A 22,258-nucleotide genomic window follows, 5' to 3' on the forward strand; every position below is an offset into this window, starting at 1 on the left:
ATGAAAGCAAAGGATATTTTGAAGGAAATGACCCCTTATAAACCGGGCAAACAAATTGAAGAGGTGAAGAAAGAATATGGTCTGAATCATATTGTAAAGCTAGCCTCTAATGAAAATCCTCATGGTTTTTCTGATCGAGTTAAGGAAGAGCTTCCGAAATTAATCGCCAATTTGGAAATTTACCCTGATGGCTATGCTGCCGCAGTCCGTCAAAAGGTAGCTGATTTTCTCCATGTGGATCAAGAGCAGTTAATTTTCGGTAACGGTTCGGACGAAGTCGTTCAAATAATTTGCCGTACCTTTTTAGAACCCGGGTCCAACACGATCATGGCGGCCCCTACTTTTCCTCAGTACCGTCATAATGCTCTTATTGAAGGAGCGGAAGTGAGAGAGGTTCCTCTTCAGGAAGGGCACCATGATTTAAATGAAATGCTTGCACAAATAGATGAATTCACTCGTGTATTATGGATTTGCACTCCGAATAATCCTACCGGGGTCCATATCGATCATCAATCCTTGACAGACGTATTGAACCAGTGCCCTGATCATGTCCTTGTAGTGCTTGATGAAGCTTACTATGAATATTTAAAAGCAGAAGATGCGTTTGATTCACTTGCTGCTCTGGAGAAGTATCCTAATTTAATCGTTTTGCGGACCTTCTCAAAAGCATACGGTCTTGCTGGCTTACGTATTGGTTATGGAGTGTCTTCTAAAGAGATTATTCAAACACTTGAACCCGCAAGAGAACCGTTTAATACCTCAACTATTGCACAAGCAGCAGCGATCCTGGCTCTTGAAGACCAGGAATTTATTAAGAAAACCACAGAAGAAAACCTTAGAAATAAACAAGCGCTTATCGAATTTTGCGATTACCAGGGGATGGATTATTATCCAAGTGAAGCGAACTTTGTTTTAATTCACCTGCCTATCAGCGGTGATGAAATGTTCGAACATTTACTATCTAAAGGGTTTATTGTCCGTTCAGGCGAAGCTCTGGGACTTCCGAATACGATCAGGCTCACGATAGGAAAGAAAGACGATATGATAAGAATTCAAGATGAAATAAAAGGAAAGCTGGCTAAAGTAGCTTCCGGTGAACAGTAATGCAGCAGGTTTTTATTGTCGGCCTTGGACTCATTGGAGGGTCCCTTGCCATGAATATCGCGAAAAAAGAACATGTACATGTCATAGGTTTGGACGAAGATTATGACACGATGCAAATGGCAAAAAAGCAAGGGGTAATTCAGGAGATCGCCACAAATTTTGAAGCGGGAGTCAAACAGGCTGATGTCCTGGTGCTTGCCACCCCAATTGCCATTACCATCAATTATATTGAGCAACTAAATCATATGATCATAGAAAAAAAACTAGTGATTACAGACGTTTCTTCAGTTAAAAACAATGTCTTAAAAGCAGCAGAAAATCTATCGAACCCCAATCTGGCATTTGTGGGGGGACATCCGATGGCAGGGTCTCATAAACAAGGATACACGGCCGCAAAACCGCATTTGTTTGAGAATGCCATCTATGTATTAACCCCTTCTACACATGCGTGTCAAAAAGAAGCTGATCTGCTCAAGGAACTATTTTCAGAGACAGAGGCGAGATTCCTTATTTTTTCTTCTCAGGAACACGATGAAATGACAGCGGTTATCTCCCACTTTCCTCATTTAATCGCTTCTTCCCTCGTTCACCAGGCAAAGAACTGGCAGGCTACACATCCTTATTTGGAGCATTTAGCAGCAGGGGGATTTAAGGATATTACAAGAATTGCCTCAAGCAATCCTAAACTGTGGCAGGATATCTTTTTTCAGAATCGTCAGCTGTTAATATCCATGCTTGACGATTGGATCGTGGAAATGAAAAAAGTGCAGGCGTATTTACAGGAGGAGCTAAGTGAACACACTTTTGAATACTTACAAACGGCCAAAAGCTACCGGGACGGGCTTCCTGTAAGAGAAAGAGGGGCCATACCAGCCTTTTATGATATTTATGTAGATATCCACGACCAGCCTGGTGCCATTCATGATGTCATTGGTCTTTTGGCTAAACATTCGATCAGTATTAAAAATATTGAAATATTAGAAGTGCGTGAAGGAATAACTGGTGTTTTAAGAATCAGCTTTTCTACTAATGAGGAACAGCTGAAAAGCAAACAGCTTTTAGAAGAAGATCAATATGAGGTAATGCTGGAGCAGTAAATAAGGAGGAATAGTCCATGTCAACGTTAGTGCTTGAACCTGCAAAAAAAGGATTAACAGGCAGGTTGAAAGTTCCCGGTGATAAATCCATTTCCCACCGAGCAGTTATTTTTTCATCACTTGCCAAAGGTGTATCCCATATAACCAATTTTCTCACTGGGGAGGACTGCCTTAGAACGGTGGAAGCCTTCAGGCAGATGGGAGTGGAGATTACTAAGGAGAAGGATTGCCTCACTGTTCACGGGAACGGTATAGACGCCCTAAAGGAACCTGCTGTTCCGATTAACTTTGGAAACTCAGGTACCACTGCAAGACTTATGAGCGGGGTGTTGGCAGGCCTTCCTTTATTTACCACAGCATTTGGGGACCAATCTTTATCCAGGCGGCCAATGGATCGTGTTGTTCAGCCTCTGAGTGAAATGGGAGCCTTAATTCGCGGCAGGGAGCAGGCATCTTACCTCCCGTTAGCCTTTGAAGGTAAGAAACTAAGAGGGCGGATCCATCAACTGCAAGTAAAAAGTGCTCAAGTGAAATCTGCGTTGCTGCTTGCTGGCTTACTAGCAGAAGGGGAGACTACCGTAGTGGAACAGGGCAGGACTCGAAATCATACCGAAATGCTGCTGCCACTATTTGGAGCTGAAGTTCAAACGAAAGGTGCATCTATTACGGTTAAAGGAGGGCAGCAACTGCAAGGGGCTGACTTTCAAGTACCTGGAGATATTTCATCCGCAGCCTTTTTCCTAGTAGGTGCTGCGATTACTCCAAACAGTGATCTGAACATCGTAAATGTAGGGCTGAATCCTACGAGAAATGGGGTCGTTCAGGCACTTGAAAAAATGGGGGCAGCGATAGAAACAACCATTACTTCTTATGTAGGAGAAGAACCGGTGGGAGACATGCGTATTTCACATAGTTCCTTAAAAGCAATTACATTGGAAGGCGATCTTATTGCCAATTTAATAGATGAAATCCCAATACTTGCTCTAGCTGCTACTCAAGCGGAAGGAACAACGATAATAAAAGACGCAAAAGAACTGCGTGTTAAAGAAACGGATCGGATTGAAGCCGTTGCTCATAACCTGACTCAATTAGGGGCAAATGTGGAAACTAGAGAAGATGGTCTGGCTATCCATGGACCTACTCCGCTTCATGGGGGAGAGCTGCATTCCTATGGTGACCATCGGATTGGCATGATGGGTGCCATTGCCTCATTGATTACTACCAGTAAGGTCTCGATTGCGGACAAGGAATGTATTAATATTTCCTACCCGAACTTCTTTGAGGATTTACATGGGCTTTTGTAATTAAATTTCATAGATTTAAACCTGCTCTCATACGATATAAAAAACCTATTTGGAGGTTTGGCGTATGGGAGCTTATTGCTTTAGTACTTTTCTTGAAGAAGAAGATCAATGTAAAATCGGCGAACTAACTGTAAATAAAGACCGTTTCGTCCGTGAAGTCATTGGCCAAGCAAAAGTTGGGAAGATGAATAGTGAAGGTTTTTTTGTTTCTCCAGGTCATGTAATGATTGATTTTAACAGCCCTGTCTGGTGTTCCTCTTCTATTCAAGACACCTGTGAGCACTACATACAAAGAGGATGCACCCTCTTACTCCTTCAGCACCCAGTTTCTAGCATACGCCGCTTCCGTGCCGATTATGCTGCTTTTTTAGAGCAGCTTCCCAAGCTTCCCGTTGACTTTATGATTGTTCCTGTTATTCCATCAGCTTTTGTCAAACCTGATATGGTTCGTTTTTTTGCAAAGGAAGGCTGTCCATTTATTCAGATTGAATTAGATTCAGCAGAGGACGTTCAAGATGTACCTTGGGGGTGGCTGACACAGGCACAATCTTATAAGAGAATTCCACTGACCGTTACACTTAGAAGCGAGGAAAATTCGACATATCTTCTCAATTATTTATGGCCTGAAATTTGTAAACAATATGGTATCATAAAGTTATCAGATATACAGGAAGCTGAACTTTTAACCAAGCAGAACTTGAGGGATACTGGTATTTATCCTAATAAAGGCGGATTCAGGCCAGGAGGCTATGCAGATTATAACCTGTATTGGCAGCCTGAAAACAAGATATTTGATGGAGAGGACCCATTCATTTATCATAATGCTATTCCAGACGTAACCATTATGCGTGGAAAAGTCATTCAAGTGCAGCAGCAAGTTGAACCTACTGCGTCAGGAGAGTATCAGAGAATCACCGTTTATCAGCATTTTGTTTAAAGGACTAGAAAGGATGTCATCATGGAGGAAATTCAAAAAGCCATCCGTCAGATGGAAGCTCATCAGACGGAAGATGCACTTAATACATTGCAGCAGTATCTGCCGGAAGCGGATGAAGAAGAGCGTTTTACCATCGCTGAATTGTTTATTCAATGGGGGATGCTTGAAGAAGCCAAGTTAATATTACAGGAACTTATCCAGCGCTATCCGAAAGAGCAGGAACTGAAAGTCATGATGGCAGAATTGCACATCGACCTCGATGAAGACGATGAAGCAATTGAATTACTAAACCAGTTTGGCCCGGAAGACGAAGATTACCTGCAGGCACTCATTCAACTGGCAGATTTATACCAGTCTCAAGGACTGTTTGAAGTAGCTGAACAGAAGCTGCTCGAAGCAAAGCAGGCGGCACCTAATGAAGCAGTGATTGATTTTGCATTAGGAGAACTCTCGTTTTCTAATGGAGAATATAATAAAAGCATCCCTTTTTATGAAAATGCTTTGCATCACCAGCCTGTCATAGGAGATATTGAAGTTGCAACAAGACTCGCGGAAGCTTATGCGGCTACCGGAGAATTTGAGAAGTCATTGGAGTACTTTCAAAGCGTAGAGGAAGAAAACCCTGATGTGATGTTCCGCTATGGCTTCGTTGCATTTCAGGCATTAAGACATGATATCGCTATTAATGTCTGGGAAAGGCTGATCGAAAAGGATCCGTATTTCCAATCGGTTTACCCACATTTAGCGAAAGCCTACGAAGCGGAAGGTATGCCTAAACAGGCTTTGGATATGGCTAAAAAGGGACTGGCTAAAGATGAATTCAATAAAGAACTGTACCATTTGGCAGGAACGCTTTCCCACCAGCAGGGGAATAAAGAAGAGGGTTATCAGCTTATAAGAGAGGCTGTAGCACTTGATCCGGGGTATAAAGAAGCCGTATTATTTCTCATCGAAAACTACAAAGCCGACGATGATTATGAATCCGTCATTGAGTTAATACAGCAATTAATTTCCCTCGGTGAGGAAGACCCTCATTACCTCTGGGAACTAGCTAAGTCTTATGAGGAATTAGAGAATTTTGAAGAAGCCAGCACACATTACCAAAATGCATATCCTTCCTTAAAAGAGGATGTTGATTTCTTAAAAGAGTACGGTTACTTTCTTGTAGAAGAAGGCCGCATGAAAGAGGCTGAAAAGGTATTTACAGAGTATCTGGCGATCGATCCGTCAGATACGGAAATAGAAGAGTTTATCGGGCGGTTGAGAGAAGAAGATTAGAGCGATCACTAAGCGCAGGAGGGGCGCCAATGCAAACACCAATTTCCATAGATGAAAAAAAGGATTTTGTTCGGTGGTTTCTTAATCATTATCAGTTGAAAAAAAGGGAAAGTGTTTGGATTCTTAATTATCTTATGAACCATGAGACCTTGTTGTCTTGTGTCCATTTTGTACAAGAAGTCAAATTTTGTCCAAGAGGTATGGAAATCAGTGCCCAAGGTGTATCCGATCCGCCGTTCAGGTTTTATAAAGGACAGGTTATGACAAATGATGCAGAAAAATCATTTCACGACTTAAGAATGAACCAGAAGGAACCTGTGTACATCCAAATGAATTTTGAAAAAGCTCAGCAATGTTCCAAATACGCCCTTGTACTCGAAGAGAACCCCTATCTGCCGAAAGATTATTATTTAAATGACCGTGATAAAAATGAAGCAGGAAGGTTTTTGTCCCACAGTCTGCTGCAGCACCGGAAAAAGCAGCTGGAATTGAAAATTGACAAAGCCCTGCAGAATGGGGATCGTGACACTTTCAGAAGTCTTTGTGAAAACTTAAACCAGGTGAATCAAGAGCTCAATACCTTTATGCAATAAGCCGGGGACATACCCTCCGGCTTTTCTTTTTGCAGATTTTTAGTACAATTAATGAAAAAGAAGAAAGGGGGAATACTAGATGCAGTGGACGAAAAATGATATATCCAATTACCTGCCTGAAAAGCCTTATATTGATACAGTACTTATTCCATTAATTGCTTTTGATCCCTCGGCAGACGAGCGGATGATCAAACATGGGTTCCAACGTGAACTGAATCAAGTATTTACCAGTTTAATGGAGAGAGAATTTAAGGGCCGTCTGTTTCTGGCACCAGAGTATAATTATTTAGATGGCTTTTCTAAAAAGGAAGTATCGAGATTAAATGAATGGGTGAGTCGGTTTAATAAGCAGCCATTTCAATACATATTCCTTTTTACATTTGATGCTAAATGGAAGAAGCATGAACGGGAATTAGAGGCTGATCTCATTTGGATCCCGGGTCTGTCGGATGGAGATATCCAAAGTTCTGAAACTCAATCATTCGTAAAAGAACAAGTACCATTGATTAGTGAATTAATTCAAGGATATTGGTAACAATGAAAACTTAAGAGATGCTTCCAGATTTTATTGACCAAGCCTTGAGATTGCGCTATCATGAGAATGTCCTAGTAAACTGTGTGTAATATCCATGTTAGTTGGATTACTGCATAGAGGGGGGAAAAGAATGAGCGATAGAAAACGAGTTTCCCGCCGTCAATTTTTGAACTACACGTTAACGGGTGTAGGTGGTTTTATGGCGGCCGGAATGCTTGCACCGATGGTAAGATTTGCAATTGATCCTCTGCTAGAGCCGACGGAAAAAGGTACATATCACTCCGTTGTTTCCGTTGATGAATTGACCAATGAACCGAAGCGTTTTGACTGGAGCATTGATCAAGTAGACGCCTGGTATGAATCAAAAGTGCAAAAAACAGCTTGGGTGTACAAAGATGAAAACGGTGACATAGTTCCGCTCTCACCTATTTGTACGCATCTGGGTTGTACAGTGGACTGGGCTTCAGATAAGTCACATCCAGAGCAATTCCATTGTCCTTGTCACGGAGGGCGGTATACGAAGGAAGGAATTAATATCGCAGGAACTCCGCCGACTGCACCACTTGCAGTGTACGAGCACAAAGTAAAAGATGGCATGCTTTACCTTGGAGACGCAATACCTAGAGAACCTAGAAAGGGGGCGTAATTCATGCTTCAGAAAATTTACGACTGGGTGGATGAGCGCGTGGATGTAACCCCGTTGTGGCGAGATATCGCTGATCACGAGGTTCCTGAGCATGTAAATCCTGCCCACCATTTTTCTGCATTTGTTTATTGTTTTGGCGGTTTAACATTTTTTATCACTGTCATCCAAATTCTATCCGGAATGTTTTTGACGATGTATTATGTACCGGATATTGAAAATGCTTGGAAGTCGGTCTACTATTTGCAAAAAGAAGTAGCCTATGGGCAAATCGTTCGCGGGATGCACCATTGGGGTGCCAGTTTAGTTATCGTAATGCTGTTCTTACATACATTACGTGTATTCTTCCAAGGCGCTTACAAGAAGCCTCGTGAACTTAACTGGGTTGTAGGAGTGCTGTTATTCTTCATTATGCTGGGACTGGGTTTTACCGGTTATTTGCTGCCATGGGATAACAAAGCTTACTTTGCGACTCAAGTAGGTCTTGAGATTGCTGGATCTGCTCCATTTATTGGGGATGAGATTCGAACGCTTCTCGCTGGAGATCCATCTATTGTAGGTGCACAAACATTAACCCGCTTCTTTGCGATTCACGTATTCTTCCTGCCGGGAGCCTTATTTGCGTTAATGGCTGTACACTTCATATTGATCCGCAAACAAGGGATTTCCGGACCACTGTAACTTATTAAAAGTGATTCCAAAAAGGAGGGAAAGCTGTGCATAGGGGAAAAGGTATGAAATTTGTCGGCGATTCAAGAATTAGCGCTGACCAAAAGCCGAATTTACCAAAAGATTATTCAGAATACCCTGGGCGTACGGAAGCCTTCTGGCCGAACTTCCTTCTGAAGGAATGGTTAGTTGGTGCTGTGTTCCTGATCGGGTTTTTAATCCTGACAGCGGCTCACCCAGCGGCATTAGAACAGCAGGCAGATCCTACGAACGCGGGCTACATCCCGCTGCCGGACTGGTATTTCCTGTTTTTATACCAATTTCTAAAATATCAGTACGCAGGCGGAAACTACATTGTTCTTGGTGCCATCGTCATGCCAGGTTTAGCTTTTGGTGCGTTACTGTTGGCACCGTTTCTTGATCGGGGACCTGAGCGGAATCCGTTGAAGCGTCCGATTTCAGTAAGCTTAATGCTGTTGGCTTTTGCTTTATCGTTCTGGCTGACGCTGGAAGCTGCCCATCACGCTGACTATGAAACCCGTGCTGAGAAATACGGAGTAAACATAGAAGCTGTTGAATCTGATATCGATAAAGAATCAGATGGCTATAAGCTATATGAAAAAAGCGGCTGTATTAACTGTCATGGAGATTCCCTGCAAGGACAAGGAAACTATCCTTCACTTGTAGCTTCAGAGAAATCCGTAGACGAAATTAAAGATATTGCCGTTAATGGAATCGGCCAAATGCCTTCAGGCGTATTTAAAGGTTCAGACAAGGAGCTTCAGCAGCTTGCTGAATTTGTAGCTAGCGCTGGATCAGGCGGCGGTGAATCAAGCGGTTCTGAAAAATCAGATACGGGCACAGAGCCGGGTCCAGGATCTGATGAAAGTTCCAAATCTGAAAGCGGAGCTAAGAAGAAAGAATCAGAATCAGGCTCCGAAAAATAATACACATAGGTGACGATTGCCGCGCTCCTTTCAGAGCGCGGTTTTTCTGTTAACGGAGGAAAAATTATGAAAAAAATGCTCTCCTACATATTAACGGATCGCACGTTTTTGATCCTGCTTTTTGTTATAAATTTACTAGGAACTGTTTATGGGTATTATTGGTATGGATACCAGCTTTCACAAACAGATCCTGTTTTTCTTGCTTTTGTACCGGATAGTCCAACGGCTAGTTTATTCTTTACCATATTTCTCGGTTTTTTTCTTTTTAAAAAACACGTTCCATATATAGAAGCTCTGGCCGTGATGTCTTTATTTAAATACGGCGTTTGGGCAGTGGTGATGAATGGACTTACCCTTGTAGAACTTGGAAGCATCCCGTGGACTGGTTATATGCTGGTAGTATCTCACGGGGCCATGGCTGTGCAAGGATTACTTTACGCACCTTTTTACCGCTTTAATTGGCGCCATTTAATGGTAGCTGCCATCATTATCCTTCACAATGATATTATCGACTACGTTTTCGATCAGATGCCTGTATACCCTGCTTTGTCAGACCATATGAAGGAAATCGGATATTTTACCTTCTGGCTGAGTATTCTTTCTATATGGATTAGTTATCTAGCAATGAAGGCAAAAGCTGAAGAAACGGTCTAAACTTGTCCACTCGTTCATAGACTGACCATAAGACAGAATGTGAAGGGGGAGAAGCGGATTGGGACGGGCTATGCTCTTAAGCTTTATTACCGTTATCTTCACGCTTATGCCGCTGATTACTTATGGACAGATGAATACTAAAAGTAATGATTGGGATTCTTTTGTTTCGCAGTACCGCTTATTAGTTAATGATGGAAAAGTTGAACTTGCAGATCGAATGCTGAATAATCGTCTACCGGACATGGAAAAATATACAGAAACCCTTCCGGTCAAACAACGAGAAGTATGGCAGAAATTAGTAACACCTTTGCTAAATCATAATGAGGGGACTCCGCTTACGCTTAAGGAAGCGGAACCTTTTCTTAAATATATGGATACGTTAAGCTTTGAGGACCCAGCCCAAAAAGTAAATGAAATCTTTAAAGACTGGGAAAATCAATTAAAACAACAAACGATTACCTCTACTGAGCTCGTTTCCGATTGGGAAGCTTTGAAGCCTACTGCTTCTGTTTTTTATTCAACTGCCGGTCTAAAACAATTCAGCTCAAGCCTGGAAGAATGGAAGCTTCAGAACTCTGATAGTACGAGAGAACAACTCGTGTTCTCTTTAAATGAGTTGATAAGGGAACACCCTGCTGTTCTGGACAAAGAGGCGTTTCTTATTACAGCGATCTTTGTGATCGGAGCCATTTTGCTGACTCTTGCCTATGTCGGCATAAGAAAATTTATAGCGGAAAAGGAAAAAAATAAAGTACGGGATAACTCAATTAGTTGATTTTTTGGACGGCTTTGAATAAAATTAAATCAAGCAAGCAATTAACATCAAGACGGAGGAATGAACATGAGTTTTCTCATATATTTTGCTCTGATTCTGATCATCCCATTATGGGCTCAGTCAAAAGTCAAATCTACGTTTAAAAAGTATTCAAAGGTTCCTACTTCTTCAGCTATGACAGGTGCAGAAGTGGCTAGAAAGATATTAAATGACAACGGATTGTATAATGTCGGTGTTGAAGAAGTCAAGGGCATGCTGTCAGATCACTACGATCCTCGTTCAAAAGTAGTCCGTTTATCGTCTAATAATTTCCATGGACGTTCTGCAGCAGGCGCAGCGGTTGCTGCGCACGAAGTTGGGCATGCCATCCAGGATGCTCAGGATTATGCTTTCCTGCGCTTTAGAAGTGCTCTCGTGCCGGTAGCTACTTTTGGTTCAAACATTTCCATTTTCCTCATTATTGGGGGCTTTCTGTTACAAATGACAGGACTTGCACTTGCGGGAATTGTCTTTTTTGCAGCAGCGGTGCTCTTCCAGTTGATCACTCTGCCTGTTGAATTCGACGCTTCCAGCCGCGCGATGAACCAGCTTGTATCAACCGGAATTATTAGAAATGATGAAGAGCGGAAAACGAAAAAAGTACTGAATGCTGCCGCTATGACTTATGTGGCAGGCGCGTTGGTTGCAGTGGCTGAACTGCTGCGTTTTGTCTTTATGTTCGTAGGAATGAGTGAAGACTAAAAAATCCCCTCGATCCGAAACCGGATTCGAGGGTTTTTTTAATCCGTAATGGGGTTCTTATTTTCATCCAGAGTGAATCCTTCGCCAATCACATCATGTACGTGACTGACCGCGACGAACGCGTGAGGATCGATCGTATTAATAATCGACTTCAACCTGACGATTTCATTTTTGCCAATCACACAATACAGGACGTCTCTGCTTTCTCCAGAGAAAGAACCTCTTCCTTGTAAAACAGTAACGCCACGGTCCATTTCCGCAAGAATCGTTGCTGCGATCGATTCACTTTTACTGGAGATAATTGTCGTCCCGCGAGCTGAATAGGCCCCTTCCTGGATAAAATCAATGACTCTGGCACCTACAAACACAGCCACTAACGTGTACATCCCTTTAATTGGATTCAAGTACGTGATCACGGAAACAAAGATAACGATCGCATCAAAACCAAACATTGCCCTTCCCATACTCCAGCCTAAATATTTATGCAACAGACGAGCGATGATATCCACTCCACCGGTGGTACCTCCATATCTGAAAATAATTCCTAAACCTACTCCAATAAAGCCGCCGGCGAATAATGCAGCTAAAGTTAAATCATTCGCCAAATCGATATGAATCATATATTTTTGAGATAGGTGAATAAATATGGAGACCGCAACTATACCGATTAACGAATAAATGAATGTATTTCTTCCTAGTATTCTCCAGCCAATGAGTAATACAGGGATATTTAAAACGATGTTCATGACAGCAGGATCCCAATGAAATAAGTATAATAGTAATAACGTTATTCCAGTGAAACCGCCTTCTCCAAGTTCATTTTGAATATTAAAATGAACGAGTCCAAAGGAAAAAATAGCAGAACCTATGATAATGCCAATTACATTTTGAATTTTCAAACCAAATAATTTCAATTTTGTTCACCTCCAAGGTATTCACAACGACTTACATTATAGTCAATTCTGCAATAAGCAGCAATCCATTACGTCATAATTAAAAAATTTGTCAAACGCTCCCCTTTTGGCTACCATTTAAGAAGACCTATAAGAGGATAAAGGAGTATGATTCGATGAATTACCGAACGAAAGAAATACAAAAGAGAGTAGATGATTACATATCGCAATACAAAGAAGGTTATTTTTCTCCTCTGAGCATGCAGGCGAGACTTACAGAAGAAGTAGGAGAACTAGCACGTGAAATAAACCATCTCTACGGTGAAAAGCCGAAAAAAGCCACTGAACAGGATAAGGCGCTTGAAGAAGAATTAGGAGATGTTTTGTTTGTTCTTACTTGTTTTGCAAATTCATTGGACATGGATCTATCTCGCGCCTTTGAGAGGTCAATGAGCAAAATAGAGTCTCGCGATAAGGAGAGGTGGACACTAAAGGAAGGAGTTGATGAAGGTGAGTAAGATAAAAATAATTGTAGCAGGACCACGTGGAAGAATGGGACTAGAAGCTGTGAAGATGATCGACAGGGAGGATACTTTTGAACTTGCAGGCTGTATTGATCGGAAGAATGACGGCCTGCTGATCAAAGATATTGATGGACTTCCAAATCTGGATGCGCCGATCTATACAGATGCAGAAGTCTGCTTACAGGAATTACAAGCAGATGTTCTCGTAGATTTAACAACGCCTGAATTTGCCTATACCCATACAAAACTTGCCTTGGAAAATGGAGTAAGGCCGGTAGTCGGAACAACAGGCTATACGAAAGAACAACTGGAGGAGCTTCGTGAACTAGCGGAAGAAAAGCAGCTCGGAGCAGTGATTGCGCCAAATTTTGCTGTAGGAGCAGTACTGATGATGCAATTTTCCAAATGGGCAGCTAAACATTTTCCTGATGTCGAAATTATTGAGAAACATCATGATCAAAAGCTGGATGCTCCTTCTGGAACTGCTGCCAAAACAGCAGAGCTCATTCAAGAGGTCAGGCCGTCCCACCAGCAGGGACACCCTGATGAAAAAGAAACGATCGAAGGAGCGAGAGGTGCCGACGTAGATGGTATCAAAATCCACAGTATGAGGCTGCCAGGATTGGTTGCCCATCAGGAAGTCGTGTTTGGCGGCCTGGGACAGACACTTACGATTAAACATGACTCTCATCACCGTGAATCCTTTATGAGTGGAGTTAAATTAGCTGCGGAAGAAGTAATGAAGCTCGATGTCCTCGTTTATGGGCTTGAACATCTGCTTGAATAGGAGGGAATCCGAATGAATATTGCATTGATTGCTCATGATGAAAAGAAAGAGGATATGATCCAGTTCACTACCGCCTATAAAGTCATTCTTGGAAAACATAAGCTGTTTGCAACAGGAACTACCGGGAAGAAAATTTCAGAAGCGACTGATTTGCAAGTGACACGTTTTCTGTCAGGTCCGTTAGGCGGTGACCAGCAGATTGGAGCAAAAATTGCTGAAAATGAAATGGACGTCGTCATCTTTTTCAGGGATCCTTTAACCGCACAGCCTCACGAACCGGATATTACAGCACTGCTCCGTCTCTGTGATGTCCATCAAATACCATTGGCTACAAATCTTGGAGGAGCGGAAGTTTTAATACGCGCTTTAGACCGCGGAGATATCAAATGGCGGGCGTATGTAAAAGAAACCAAGACAGATCAGGAGTGAACATATGGCTAAGATAGGAATAACCTGCTATCCAACGGTAGGAGGGTCAGGAGTAATTGCAACGGAATTAGGTAAATTACTCGCTGAAAAAGGGCATGAAATCCATTTTATAACCACCCAGGTCCCTTTTCGATTAAACCGGGTATATCCAAATATTTATTATCATGAGGTGGAAGTAAACAGCTATCCCGTCTTCCAGCATCCTCCGTATGATTTAGCTCTGGCTAATAAGATGGCCGAGGTGACCAATTGCGAAAAACTCGATATTCTGCACATGCATTATGCCATGCCCCATGCCATATGTGCCATACTTGCCAAGCAAATGGCTAAACGTGACGTAAAGATTATTACTACCCTTCACGGTACAGATATCACAGTTTTAGGAATCGATAGAAGCTTAAAACAGATGATTAAGTTCGGGATCGAACAATCAGATCGGGTCACTGCGGTTTCCAACAGTCTTGTTCAGCAAACGAGGGAAATGCTTGATACAAACAAGGAAATGGAAGTAATTTATAATTTTGTTGACGAGAGAGAGTACCGACGTATTGAAAATGATGGTTTGAAAAAGGAATACAATATTCACCCGGATGAGAAAGTGATCATCCATGTTTCTAATTTCAGGAAAGTAAAACGAGTACCTGATGTTATTCATTCATTTGCCCGGGTCCAAAAAGAAGTTCCAGCTAAACTTCTGCTTGTCGGCGACGGACCTGAATATTCTTATTGTCATCAGCTTGTGGAAGACTTAGGGTTGGAGGATCAAGTATTGTTCTTAGGAAAACAGGACCAAGTAAGTGAATTGCTTTCGATCTCAGACCTCATGCTGCTATTGTCTGAAAAAGAAAGCTTCGGCCTTGTTCTTCTTGAGGCAATGGCCTGTGGTGTTCCATGTATTGGTACGAATGTCGGGGGAATTCCAGAAGTTATTGATCATGGTGAATCTGGCTACATCGCAGAATTAGGGAATATTGAGCAGATTTCAAAAATGGCTGTTCAATTATTAAAAAATCCTTCGCTGCTAAAAAACTTTTCTCAATACACCCAAAAAAATGTAACCGAAAAATTCTCATCCTCCAAAATTTTGGAACAATATGAAGATCTTTATGAGCGGGTGTTATCGAATGAATCCACTTAATCACCCCAAATTTCAAAAAGCTGTTAAGATCATTGATCGAATAGAGAGTTGTGGAGGGGAAGCTTATATCGTAGGCGGAGCAGTAAGGGATTATTTGGCAGAGCGGCCGATCGGGGATGTCGATTTAGCGACATCCTTCCCGCCGGAGAAAATCCAGAAAATTTTTGATAAAGTTATACCAGTGGGGATTGAACACGGCACTGTCTTAGTAAGGTTTGAATCGGAATCGTTTGAAATAACTACGTATCGAACAGAAACAGGTTATAAGGATTACCGTCATCCAGACGAAGTGGTATTTGTCAAAACGATAAAAGAGGATTTAGCTCGTCGTGATTTTACGATGAATGCAATGGCGCTTGATCAATATGGGAATGTCATTGACCCTTTTAACGGGCAGAAGTCTCTTGCGGAAAAAGAAATCATTTCGGTTGGAAATCCTTCGGTCAGATTTAATGAAGATCCGCTTCGAATCATGAGGGCGTTGCGATTTGCAAGTCAATTAAACTTCACCATTGAAGAAAAGACATTGGCAGCTATCAAGATTCAATCTTCTTTGCTTGAACATATTGCCATCGAAAGAACAGCCTTGGAGTTGGAAAAACTTTATGGCGGCGCGGGTTTCAGAAAGACTGTACCGTTGCTCTTAGATTCCGGTGTTGCCCGTTGCCTGCCATTATTTAAGGAAGATCCCAGCCTTCTAAACAATCTTCCTAAGCAGCCGCTGAAGTCTTTTAAGGAGCTGGCGGCATTTTTCTGTTTTCTTAAACCTTCCTGGACGATTAAGCGATGGAAAACTGAGTGGAAACTGTCTAATCGTACTGGACATTCAGCCGCAGAGATTCTTAACTCTATAGTTAATTATAAGAAATCCAATGGACTTACTCCCTGGCTTGTTTACCAGCTATCCGAAGATCTTTATGAATCTTTTCAAAATGTCGCTGCTGCGTTGGACTTGGCAGGAAAGCATGAGTTAACCAAAGAGATGGATGACATTTACCATTCCTTGCCGATTCATTCTCAAAAAGAATTGGCATTTCATGCTGAAGATTTAATAAATACAAAGGACCACCTCGCTAAAGGACCATGGATTCAGCGAGGCATGGGTCAGCTCGAACGGCTTGTAGTAGAAAGAAGAATAAAAAATAAATATAGTGAATTAAAGGAGTGGGCCGACCAATGGAATCCACCCGAAAGCAATTAATAAATATTTTAGAAAAACAGAAGGAACATATTTCTGGCCAAGAGTTATCAGATCAATTAAATATTTCGAGGACCGCCATTTGGAAGCATATGAATGAATTAAAAAAAGATGGTTACCAAATAGAGGCCGTCCAGCGTAAAGGCTATAAAATTATCAGTTATCCAGATAAGATTAGTGAAAATACGCTGCAGTGGGGATTGGAAACTTCATGGATTGGTAAGGAGCTGCACCACTACGATCAGGTCGAATCCACCCAAGCCATAGCTCATCGAATGGCTAAACAGGGGAAGCCGCATGGGACAGTGATAGTAGCCGATGAGCAAGTAAAAGGTAAAGGAAGAATGTCGCGACCTTGGCACTCACCTAAAGGAAAAGGCATTTGGATGAGCCTCCTGCTTCGTCCGGAACTTGCCCCGATCCAGGCCCCCCAACTTACTTTACTTGCAGCAACAGTTCTCGCGGAATTAATCTCACACTACTCTGAATTGGACCCTAAAATTAAATGGCCCAATGATATTTTAGTAAATCACAAAAAAATCTCCGGCATTCTTACGGAAATGCAGGCAGAGCAGGATCAAATTCAGTACGTAGTATTAGGGATCGGGATCAACGTAAATCAGGAAGAAGATGAAATTCCTGAAGAAATCCGCCATAAAGCATCATCTTTAAAAATTGAGTCCAACAAAACATGGGAAGTTCAAACAGTCATTCAACATATACTGCGTTTATTTGAACAGACTTATGATCAATATTTGGATTCTGGTTTTGAACATGTTAAAAGTATCTGGGAGCATTATGGCTACCGTATTGGAGAAGAAGTTAAAATTTCGACAATGAAACGTTCGTGGAAAGCGTTTTTAGTAGGAATTGAACCAGATGGTGCGCTGCTAGCAAGAGATGATTCCGGCAATGAAGAGAAACTTTATTCTGCTGAGATTCATTGGGGAGAAGGAGGATATCATGCTTAATAGGACAAAATTATTAACAATGAAAGAAAAGAAGGAAAAGATTGCTATGATTACGGCTTATGATTATCCATCAGCATTAATGGCTGAGAAATCTGGAGCTGACATGATTCTGGTGGGAGACAGCCTGGGAAACGTTGTCCTTGGTTATGATTCAACGATACCAGTAACGTTAGATGACATGATTCACCATGGGAAGGCTGTACGAAGAGGGGCACCTGATACTTATATGGTTGTAGACATGCCGTTTATGACGTACCATGTTTCAGTTGAGGATGCTCTCCTAAATGCAAGAAGGCTGTATCAGGAAACAAGAGCAGAGGCTTTAAAAGTAGAAGGCAGCGGGGAAGTCCTGGAAGTCGTAAGCCGAATGACTCAAGCAGGTATCCCTGTGGTCGGACATCTTGGACTAACACCACAGTCAGTAAATGTTCTCGGCGGTTATCGGGTCCAAGGAAAAGATAAGCAAACGGCAAAAACTTTGCTCGACGAAGCTAAGGCAGTGGAAGCTGCTGGTGCAATTGCACTCGTAATGGAATGCGTGCCGCGTCAGCTTGCAGCAGTAATCTCTGAAAAACTGGAAATCCCGGTTATTGGTATAGGCGCAGGAAAGGAATGTGATGGACAAGTTCTCGTCTACCACGATATCTTACAGTACGGCTCTGATAAATTACCGAAATTTGTAAAGACCTATATAGATAGTAATCATTTACTTGGGGAAGCTGTAGAATCTTATGTAAAAGACGTGAAATCAGAAGCCTTCCCTGAAGAACAGCACACTTTCACTATGGATCCATCACTGCTCGAGGACATTGAAGGTGAATCGTAATGCAAGTCATTCATAAGATTGAAAAAATGCAGCGTACTTCTTCAGAATATTTTATGAACGGTAAAACAATTGGATTTGTCCCTACAATGGGCTATTTACATGAAGGGCATCTGCAGTTGATAAAAGAAGCACGCAAGCAGAATGATATCGTCATCCTCAGTATATTTGTAAACCCTCTACAGTTTGGAGCCGGTGAAGATTTGGATACGTATCCAAGGGATGAAGAGAGAGATATGCAGCTGGCGGAAGAAAACGGAGTAGATGTCGTCTTTTTACCATCAAGAGATACCATGTATCCACAACCTTTATCGCTTAGTATCTCAGTTGACAAGAGAGCAGACGTCCTGTGTGGACGAAGCCGTCCCGGACATTTTGAAGGCGTAGTCACCGTTCTGACGAAGTTGTTTAATATCTGTCAGCCGACAAAAGCTTATTTTGGCTTAAAGGACGCTCAGCAATTGGCTGTAGTCGATGCGCTTATCCAAGATTTTAATTTTCCAATTGAATTAGTCGGTGTTGCGACGATCAGGGAAAACGATGGTCTTGCAAAAAGCAGCAGAAACGTTCGTTTATCCCAGCAGGAGCGCAAGGAGGCCCCTTTTATTCAAAAAGCTCTTAAAAAAGGGAACGGGATGGTGGCGGACGGCACAAAAAATCCTGCACAAATCGTAAAGGAAACGAAGAAGTTTCTTGAAAGCCAAACTCATGGTAGAATAGATTATGTTGAATTATTATCTTATCCAGAGCTCGAGCCAGTAAAGGAGATTGATCGCCAGGTAATCCTTGCGGCTGCGGTGAATTATCAACAAGCGCGACTGATCGATAATGTTATTTTTGACGAGACTGGAACGATTTCACAAGGATAAGAATTCAAGGAGGAAATCACATGTTTCGCACCATGATGAAAGCAAAGATCCACCGTGCACGTGTAACGGAAGCGAATCTAAACTATGTAGGAAGTATAACTATAGATCAGAATTTAATGGATGAAGTCGGAATATTACCCCATGAGAAAGTTCAGATTGTTAATAATAATAATGGGGCAAGACTGGAAACCTACGTCATTCCTGGCGAAAGAGACAGCGGAGTCGTTTGTCTTAATGGAGCTGCGGCAAGACTGGTTCAGCCTGATGATATTGTAATTATTGTTTCCTACGCCATGATTAGTGAAGAAGAATTAGCAGATTTCAGGCCGAAAATTGCGATTATGGGTGAAGGAAACAAAGTACAGGAAATCGTAGAAGAAGAGCCGCCGTTAACCGCTTTGCCAATGTAGAGGTGAATGAAATCTGATGGGGAAAGGATCTTAGCCATAACGGCAAGGTCCTTCCTTTTTGCAAGAAGTGGTAACGAATGAGAGAGGGTTATTTGATGACTAAGTTTGCCATTTTTGATTTAGAAACCACGGGAAATGCTGCTTCTAAAGGAGACCGCATTATAGAGATAGGCATCGTTATACTTCAGGATGGGAAGAAGGTTCAAGAGTTTTCGAGTCTTGTCTATCCTGAAAGGGAAATCCCTCCTTTTATCACCTCATTAACAGGAATAAAAGAGGAAGATGTACTTGATGCCCCTCTCTTTAATGAAATCGCAGAAGAGGTGCACCAATTATTCAATGGTGCGTGCATTGTTGCTCATAATATTGAATTTGATCTCAGTTTTATCAATGAGGAATTCAAGCTGAGCGGGCTGTCTCCATTACATAATCCAGTTGTTGATACGGTTGAATTGGCGAGAATTATGCTGCCGTCCGCATCAAGTTTCAAACTTGGACAGCTCGCCCAGGAATTAGGCATCCTGCATGGCACGCCTCACAGGGCACTGGCAGACGCTCAAGTGACGAGTTCATTACTACAGTATCTGCTTGAGAAAATGAGAAAACTCCCCGAACGAACGCTGATCCACTTACTTAAGGTGGAAAGTAAATTAAAAAGCAATCTTTACGGATTACTCAAGGATGCCATTGACGTTCACCGTTACGAGTCTTCTGATTTCAAAGAGTTTGAGCTGTGGCAAGGCATCCCCGTCCGTCAAGTACCCACCTCCATCCTTTCAAACGCATCTCAGCTGACGGGATTTCAAGAGTGGATCGCTCATGCATATGAGGCTCCAAAAGGCTTGAGCAGCTTGATGAATGATTATGAACCAAGAGAAGGACAAAAAAGAATGTCCCAAGCTGTATATGAGGCTTTCACCCAAAATAAGCATGCGTTTATTGAAGCAGGAGCAGGCGCAGGGAAATCCGTTGCTTATTTGTTAAGTGCCTTGTATTATGCGTGTAATCATAAGGAACGGGTTGTCATAAGCACGCACACTACCAGCCTGCAGCAGCAATTGTTAAAAGAAGAAATTCCAAAAGTCGAGAAGCTTTTTAATCGAAAAGTGAATGCCGCTGTCTTTAAAGGGAAAAGCCACTACATTAGTCTTAGTCACTTCAGTTATGAACTGGAGAGATCCCATCAGGATAATTACGACGAAGCCTTAACGAAAGCCATCCTTCTAGTCTGGCTGACAGAAACAGTGACTGGTGATGCTGACGAAATTCAACTCCCTTCAAGCGGACAGCAATTCTGGCATAAGGTTTCTGCTGAACAAGCAGCCAGAATACCGTCTGTATCATCTGAGCAGTACTCTTTTTACCGGCTCGCTTTAATGAAAGCAGAGCAAGCAGATCTCATTATTACCAATCATTCTCTCTTTTGTATGGATTTAATGAGTGAGGAAGAGAGGTTACCTGAATATGCAAGAGCAGTCATTGACGAGGCTCACCATTTTGAATCCATTGCCAGTCGTCAATTTGGGCTGCAATTCAGTTATACAGAGCTTCAAAGGCAGTTAAGTCAATTCAATGAGCTGTTTCATGTGCAATCCTGGGGACTGACAGGGGAAACCAACCAACTGATTTTCAGTGGAGACGAGTGCAGGCTGGCTATTGAAGGGGCAAAAGAAGAGTTAAATGCTTTTTCGCGCTACATGTTTCAACAGGTGAAACGGCAGAATCAAGGAAAAGCTAAGAGCGATATTGGCAGGATCCAATACCTTCTTCCACAAGCTGAACCACCCGCATTTTTAGAAGTGGCTGCGGAAATGCTTGATCGTTTTACAGCTAAACTTAACCGTTTAAACAGAGGGATTGAACAAATAATAAATCAATTGGAACCACGGATCCTATTGGGAGAGAAAGCAGCTCAAATTATCAGCTCCAGATTTTCCAGTCAAAAGAATTCTTTGGAGAGTTGGCGTAAAAAGCTGAAGGAATATTTTAACTATGATCAAAATCAAGTGAAGTGGATAGAAATTGATGGAGATGGTGCTGCAAATGTAATCTTCTTGTTCAGTGAACCCATGGATTTAGCGGAAAATCTCCAAACTCAGTTATTCATGAAAAAGAAGAGTATTGTATTAACGAGTGCTACTTTAACTACTCACAACAGCTTTAATTACATGAAAGGAAGTATGGGTTTTAACAAAAATGCGCAGCTTCTAGAGCTTTCCATTCCTTCTCCTTATCAGTTTAATGAGCATGTCCAGCTGATGGTTCCTGATGATTTTCCAGATATTAAACAGAATGAAGAAGAATTTATCCTTGCTCTAGGGGAAGCTGTTTATTCGCTTGCCCAAGTGACCAAAGGCAGAATGCTCGTGCTGTTCACTTCTTATACCATGCTTAAAAAGACTTACCAGATATTAAAAGAATGTATTGATCCGGAGGAATTTATGATATTTGCCCAAGGAGTCTCCAGTGGCAGCCGGGAACGCTTGAAAAAGAATTTTCAGGCTTTCGACCAGTCGATCCTGCTAGGTACCAGTTCTTTCTGGGAAGGAGTTGATATCCCGGGGGATGATCTGGCTTGTGTCGTCATCGCCAGGCTTCCTTTTCAACCTCCCGACCAGCCTCTTCAGAAAGTAAGGGATCAACAATTAAAATCAGCTGGACGAAATGGCTTTATGGAACGCTCTCTTCCTCAAGCGATTATCAGATTTAAACAAGGGTTTGGCCGTTTAATAAGGTCAAAGAAAGACCGTGGAATTGTATTCGTATGTGATAAGCGGCTGATGGAAGCTAAATATGGAAAATATTTTCTTTCTTCCATTCCGCAGGTACCTGTTCATTATCAGTCTACTTCACGGTTAATTAAACGGATTGAAAAATGGCTGTAGGAGAATAGAAGAAATTCAACACAACTATCAAAAAACTTTCAGGAACCTGTTATA

General features: G+C 42.0%; 24 protein-coding genes. 23 read left to right on the forward strand and 1 reads right to left on the reverse strand.

Annotation, left to right across the window (positions count from 1 at the left end):
* The 13 genes from hisC (at position 1) to MUN89_RS12175 (ending at position 11,277) form a co-directional block, all read left to right on the forward strand.
* On the forward strand, positions 1-1,104 hold the full coding sequence (gene hisC, locus MUN89_RS12115; RefSeq protein ID WP_244708054.1) for a histidinol-phosphate transaminase: 1,104 nt from the start codon (positions 1-3) through the stop codon (positions 1,102-1,104).
* A complete protein-coding gene (locus MUN89_RS12120) occupies positions 1,104-2,201 on the forward strand; it encodes a prephenate dehydrogenase (protein WP_244708056.1) in 1,098 nt (365 codons plus the stop codon). The genes hisC and MUN89_RS12120 overlap by 1 nt, the downstream gene beginning before the upstream one ends.
* Before the next feature lie 17 nt (positions 2,202-2,218).
* Positions 2,219-3,505, forward strand: a complete 1,287-nt coding sequence (aroA, locus tag MUN89_RS12125; RefSeq protein WP_244708058.1) for a 3-phosphoshikimate 1-carboxyvinyltransferase — start codon at positions 2,219-2,221, stop codon at positions 3,503-3,505.
* A gap of 64 nt (positions 3,506-3,569) precedes the next feature.
* Entirely contained in the window at positions 3,570-4,442 is an 873-nt protein-coding gene (locus tag MUN89_RS12130) for an amidohydrolase family protein (protein WP_244708060.1), read from the forward strand.
* Positions 4,443-4,463: 21 nt separating this feature from the next.
* Positions 4,464-5,720 (forward strand): tetratricopeptide repeat protein, encoded by a 1,257-nt coding sequence (locus tag MUN89_RS12135; protein ID WP_244708062.1) that lies wholly within the window; start codon positions 4,464-4,466, stop codon positions 5,718-5,720.
* A gap of 29 nt (positions 5,721-5,749) precedes the next feature.
* Positions 5,750-6,313, forward strand: coding sequence for a ReoY family proteolytic degradation factor (locus tag MUN89_RS12140; protein WP_244708063.1), 564 nt, complete (start codon positions 5,750-5,752; stop codon positions 6,311-6,313).
* 79 nt (positions 6,314-6,392) lie between these two features.
* On the forward strand, positions 6,393-6,848 hold the full coding sequence (locus tag MUN89_RS12145; protein WP_244708065.1) for a DUF2487 family protein: 456 nt from the start codon (positions 6,393-6,395) through the stop codon (positions 6,846-6,848).
* Between the two features lie 130 nt (positions 6,849-6,978).
* Complete coding sequence (locus tag MUN89_RS12150) at positions 6,979-7,494, forward strand: QcrA and Rieske domain-containing protein (RefSeq protein ID WP_244708067.1); 516 nt, start codon at positions 6,979-6,981, stop codon at positions 7,492-7,494.
* Between the two features lie 3 nt (positions 7,495-7,497).
* Positions 7,498-8,172 carry a menaquinol-cytochrome c reductase cytochrome b subunit gene (qcrB, locus tag MUN89_RS12155; protein ID WP_244708068.1) on the forward strand — a complete coding sequence of 225 codons (675 nt, stop codon included), beginning with the start codon at positions 7,498-7,500 and terminating at the stop codon, positions 8,170-8,172.
* 35 nt (positions 8,173-8,207) lie between these two features.
* Positions 8,208-9,107: a menaquinol-cytochrome c reductase cytochrome b/c subunit gene (locus tag MUN89_RS12160; protein WP_244708070.1), complete on the forward strand. Its 900-nt coding sequence runs from the start codon at positions 8,208-8,210 to the stop codon at positions 9,105-9,107.
* 75 nt (positions 9,108-9,182) lie between these two features.
* Positions 9,183-9,761, forward strand: coding sequence for a lipoprotein heptaprenylglyceryl N-acetyltransferase LhaT (locus tag MUN89_RS12165; RefSeq protein ID WP_244713754.1), 579 nt, complete (start codon positions 9,183-9,185; stop codon positions 9,759-9,761).
* A gap of 58 nt (positions 9,762-9,819) precedes the next feature.
* Positions 9,820-10,536, forward strand: coding sequence for a sporulation protein YpjB (locus MUN89_RS12170; RefSeq protein WP_244708072.1), 717 nt, complete (start codon positions 9,820-9,822; stop codon positions 10,534-10,536).
* 66 nt (positions 10,537-10,602) lie between these two features.
* Positions 10,603-11,277: a zinc metallopeptidase gene (locus tag MUN89_RS12175; RefSeq protein WP_244708073.1), complete on the forward strand. Its 675-nt coding sequence runs from the start codon at positions 10,603-10,605 to the stop codon at positions 11,275-11,277.
* A 38-nt stretch (positions 11,278-11,315) separates the two neighbouring features.
* On the opposite strand, the gene MUN89_RS12180 is transcribed toward MUN89_RS12175, so the two are convergent.
* On the reverse strand, positions 11,316-12,191 hold the full coding sequence (locus tag MUN89_RS12180) for a YitT family protein (protein WP_244708075.1): 876 nt from the start codon (positions 12,189-12,191) through the stop codon (positions 11,316-11,318).
* Between the two features lie 155 nt (positions 12,192-12,346).
* Here MUN89_RS12180 and MUN89_RS12185 point away from each other — a divergent pair, with 155 nt between their 5' ends.
* From MUN89_RS12185 to dinG, 10 genes are all read left to right on the forward strand, one after another.
* Complete coding sequence (locus tag MUN89_RS12185) at positions 12,347-12,688, forward strand: nucleotide pyrophosphohydrolase (RefSeq protein WP_244708077.1); 342 nt, start codon at positions 12,347-12,349, stop codon at positions 12,686-12,688.
* Positions 12,681-13,481 carry a 4-hydroxy-tetrahydrodipicolinate reductase gene (dapB, locus tag MUN89_RS12190; protein WP_244708078.1) on the forward strand — a complete coding sequence of 267 codons (801 nt, stop codon included), beginning with the start codon at positions 12,681-12,683 and terminating at the stop codon, positions 13,479-13,481. The genes MUN89_RS12185 and dapB overlap by 8 nt, the downstream gene beginning before the upstream one ends.
* A 12-nt stretch (positions 13,482-13,493) precedes the next feature.
* Positions 13,494-13,910, forward strand: a complete 417-nt coding sequence (gene mgsA / locus MUN89_RS12195; RefSeq protein ID WP_244708080.1) for a methylglyoxal synthase — start codon at positions 13,494-13,496, stop codon at positions 13,908-13,910.
* Positions 13,911-13,914: 4 nt separating this feature from the next.
* The gene (gene bshA / locus MUN89_RS12200; RefSeq protein WP_244708082.1) at positions 13,915-15,048 is read left to right on the forward strand and encodes an N-acetyl-alpha-D-glucosaminyl L-malate synthase BshA; all 1,134 of its coding nucleotides are present in this window, start codon (positions 13,915-13,917) and stop codon (positions 15,046-15,048) included.
* On the forward strand, positions 15,035-16,249 hold the full coding sequence (locus MUN89_RS12205) for a CCA tRNA nucleotidyltransferase (protein ID WP_244708084.1): 1,215 nt from the start codon (positions 15,035-15,037) through the stop codon (positions 16,247-16,249). The genes bshA and MUN89_RS12205 overlap by 14 nt, the downstream gene beginning before the upstream one ends.
* Positions 16,225-17,217: a biotin--[acetyl-CoA-carboxylase] ligase gene (locus MUN89_RS12210; protein ID WP_244708086.1), complete on the forward strand. Its 993-nt coding sequence runs from the start codon at positions 16,225-16,227 to the stop codon at positions 17,215-17,217. The genes MUN89_RS12205 and MUN89_RS12210 overlap by 25 nt, the downstream gene beginning before the upstream one ends.
* Positions 17,210-18,043 carry a 3-methyl-2-oxobutanoate hydroxymethyltransferase gene (panB, locus tag MUN89_RS12215; RefSeq protein ID WP_244708088.1) on the forward strand — a complete coding sequence of 278 codons (834 nt, stop codon included), beginning with the start codon at positions 17,210-17,212 and terminating at the stop codon, positions 18,041-18,043. Before MUN89_RS12210 ends, panB begins: the two co-directional genes overlap by 8 nt.
* A complete protein-coding gene (gene panC / locus MUN89_RS12220) occupies positions 18,043-18,909 on the forward strand; it encodes a pantoate--beta-alanine ligase (protein WP_244708090.1) in 867 nt (288 codons plus the stop codon). Before panB ends, panC begins: the two co-directional genes overlap by 1 nt.
* A gap of 20 nt (positions 18,910-18,929) precedes the next feature.
* Positions 18,930-19,319: an aspartate 1-decarboxylase gene (gene panD / locus MUN89_RS12225; RefSeq protein ID WP_244708092.1), complete on the forward strand. Its 390-nt coding sequence runs from the start codon at positions 18,930-18,932 to the stop codon at positions 19,317-19,319.
* A 95-nt stretch (positions 19,320-19,414) separates the two neighbouring features.
* Complete coding sequence (gene dinG, locus MUN89_RS12230; protein ID WP_244708094.1) at positions 19,415-22,204, forward strand: ATP-dependent DNA helicase DinG; 2,790 nt, start codon at positions 19,415-19,417, stop codon at positions 22,202-22,204.
* The last annotated feature ends 54 nt before the right edge of the window (positions 22,205-22,258 follow it).

Source organism: Halobacillus salinarum (assembly GCF_022919095.1).
GTDB classification, from domain to species: domain Bacteria; phylum Bacillota; class Bacilli; order Bacillales; family Halobacillaceae; genus Halobacillus_B; species Halobacillus_B salinarum.

Excerpts from the sequence above, each read along its gene's own strand:
- hisC (WP_244708054.1), top strand. The coding sequence starts at position 1 with ATGAAAGCAAAGGATATTTTGAAGGAAATGACCCCTTATAAACCGGGC.
- MUN89_RS12120 (WP_244708056.1), top strand. The coding sequence starts at position 1,104 with ATGCAGCAGGTTTTTATTGTCGGCCTTGGACTCATTGGAGGGTCCCTT.
- aroA (WP_244708058.1), top strand. The coding sequence starts at position 2,219 with ATGTCAACGTTAGTGCTTGAACCTGCAAAAAAAGGATTAACAGGCAGG.
- MUN89_RS12130 (WP_244708060.1), top strand. The coding sequence starts at position 3,570 with ATGGGAGCTTATTGCTTTAGTACTTTTCTTGAAGAAGAAGATCAATGT.
- MUN89_RS12135 (WP_244708062.1), top strand. The coding sequence starts at position 4,464 with ATGGAGGAAATTCAAAAAGCCATCCGTCAGATGGAAGCTCATCAGACG.
- MUN89_RS12140 (WP_244708063.1), top strand. The coding sequence starts at position 5,750 with ATGCAAACACCAATTTCCATAGATGAAAAAAAGGATTTTGTTCGGTGG.
- MUN89_RS12145 (WP_244708065.1), top strand. The coding sequence starts at position 6,393 with ATGCAGTGGACGAAAAATGATATATCCAATTACCTGCCTGAAAAGCCT.
- MUN89_RS12150 (WP_244708067.1), top strand. The coding sequence starts at position 6,979 with ATGAGCGATAGAAAACGAGTTTCCCGCCGTCAATTTTTGAACTACACG.
- qcrB (WP_244708068.1), top strand. The coding sequence starts at position 7,498 with ATGCTTCAGAAAATTTACGACTGGGTGGATGAGCGCGTGGATGTAACC.
- MUN89_RS12165 (WP_244713754.1), top strand. The coding sequence starts at position 9,183 with ATGCTCTCCTACATATTAACGGATCGCACGTTTTTGATCCTGCTTTTT.
- MUN89_RS12175 (WP_244708073.1), top strand. The coding sequence starts at position 10,603 with ATGAGTTTTCTCATATATTTTGCTCTGATTCTGATCATCCCATTATGG.
- MUN89_RS12185 (WP_244708077.1), top strand. The coding sequence starts at position 12,347 with ATGAATTACCGAACGAAAGAAATACAAAAGAGAGTAGATGATTACATA.
- mgsA (WP_244708080.1), top strand. The coding sequence starts at position 13,494 with ATGAATATTGCATTGATTGCTCATGATGAAAAGAAAGAGGATATGATC.
- bshA (WP_244708082.1), top strand. The coding sequence starts at position 13,915 with ATGGCTAAGATAGGAATAACCTGCTATCCAACGGTAGGAGGGTCAGGA.
- MUN89_RS12205 (WP_244708084.1), top strand. The coding sequence starts at position 15,035 with ATGAATCCACTTAATCACCCCAAATTTCAAAAAGCTGTTAAGATCATT.
- MUN89_RS12210 (WP_244708086.1), top strand. The coding sequence starts at position 16,225 with ATGGAATCCACCCGAAAGCAATTAATAAATATTTTAGAAAAACAGAAG.
- panB (WP_244708088.1), top strand. The coding sequence starts at position 17,210 with ATGCTTAATAGGACAAAATTATTAACAATGAAAGAAAAGAAGGAAAAG.
- panC (WP_244708090.1), top strand. The coding sequence starts at position 18,043 with ATGCAAGTCATTCATAAGATTGAAAAAATGCAGCGTACTTCTTCAGAA.
- panD (WP_244708092.1), top strand. The coding sequence starts at position 18,930 with ATGTTTCGCACCATGATGAAAGCAAAGATCCACCGTGCACGTGTAACG.
- dinG (WP_244708094.1), top strand. The coding sequence starts at position 19,415 with ATGACTAAGTTTGCCATTTTTGATTTAGAAACCACGGGAAATGCTGCT.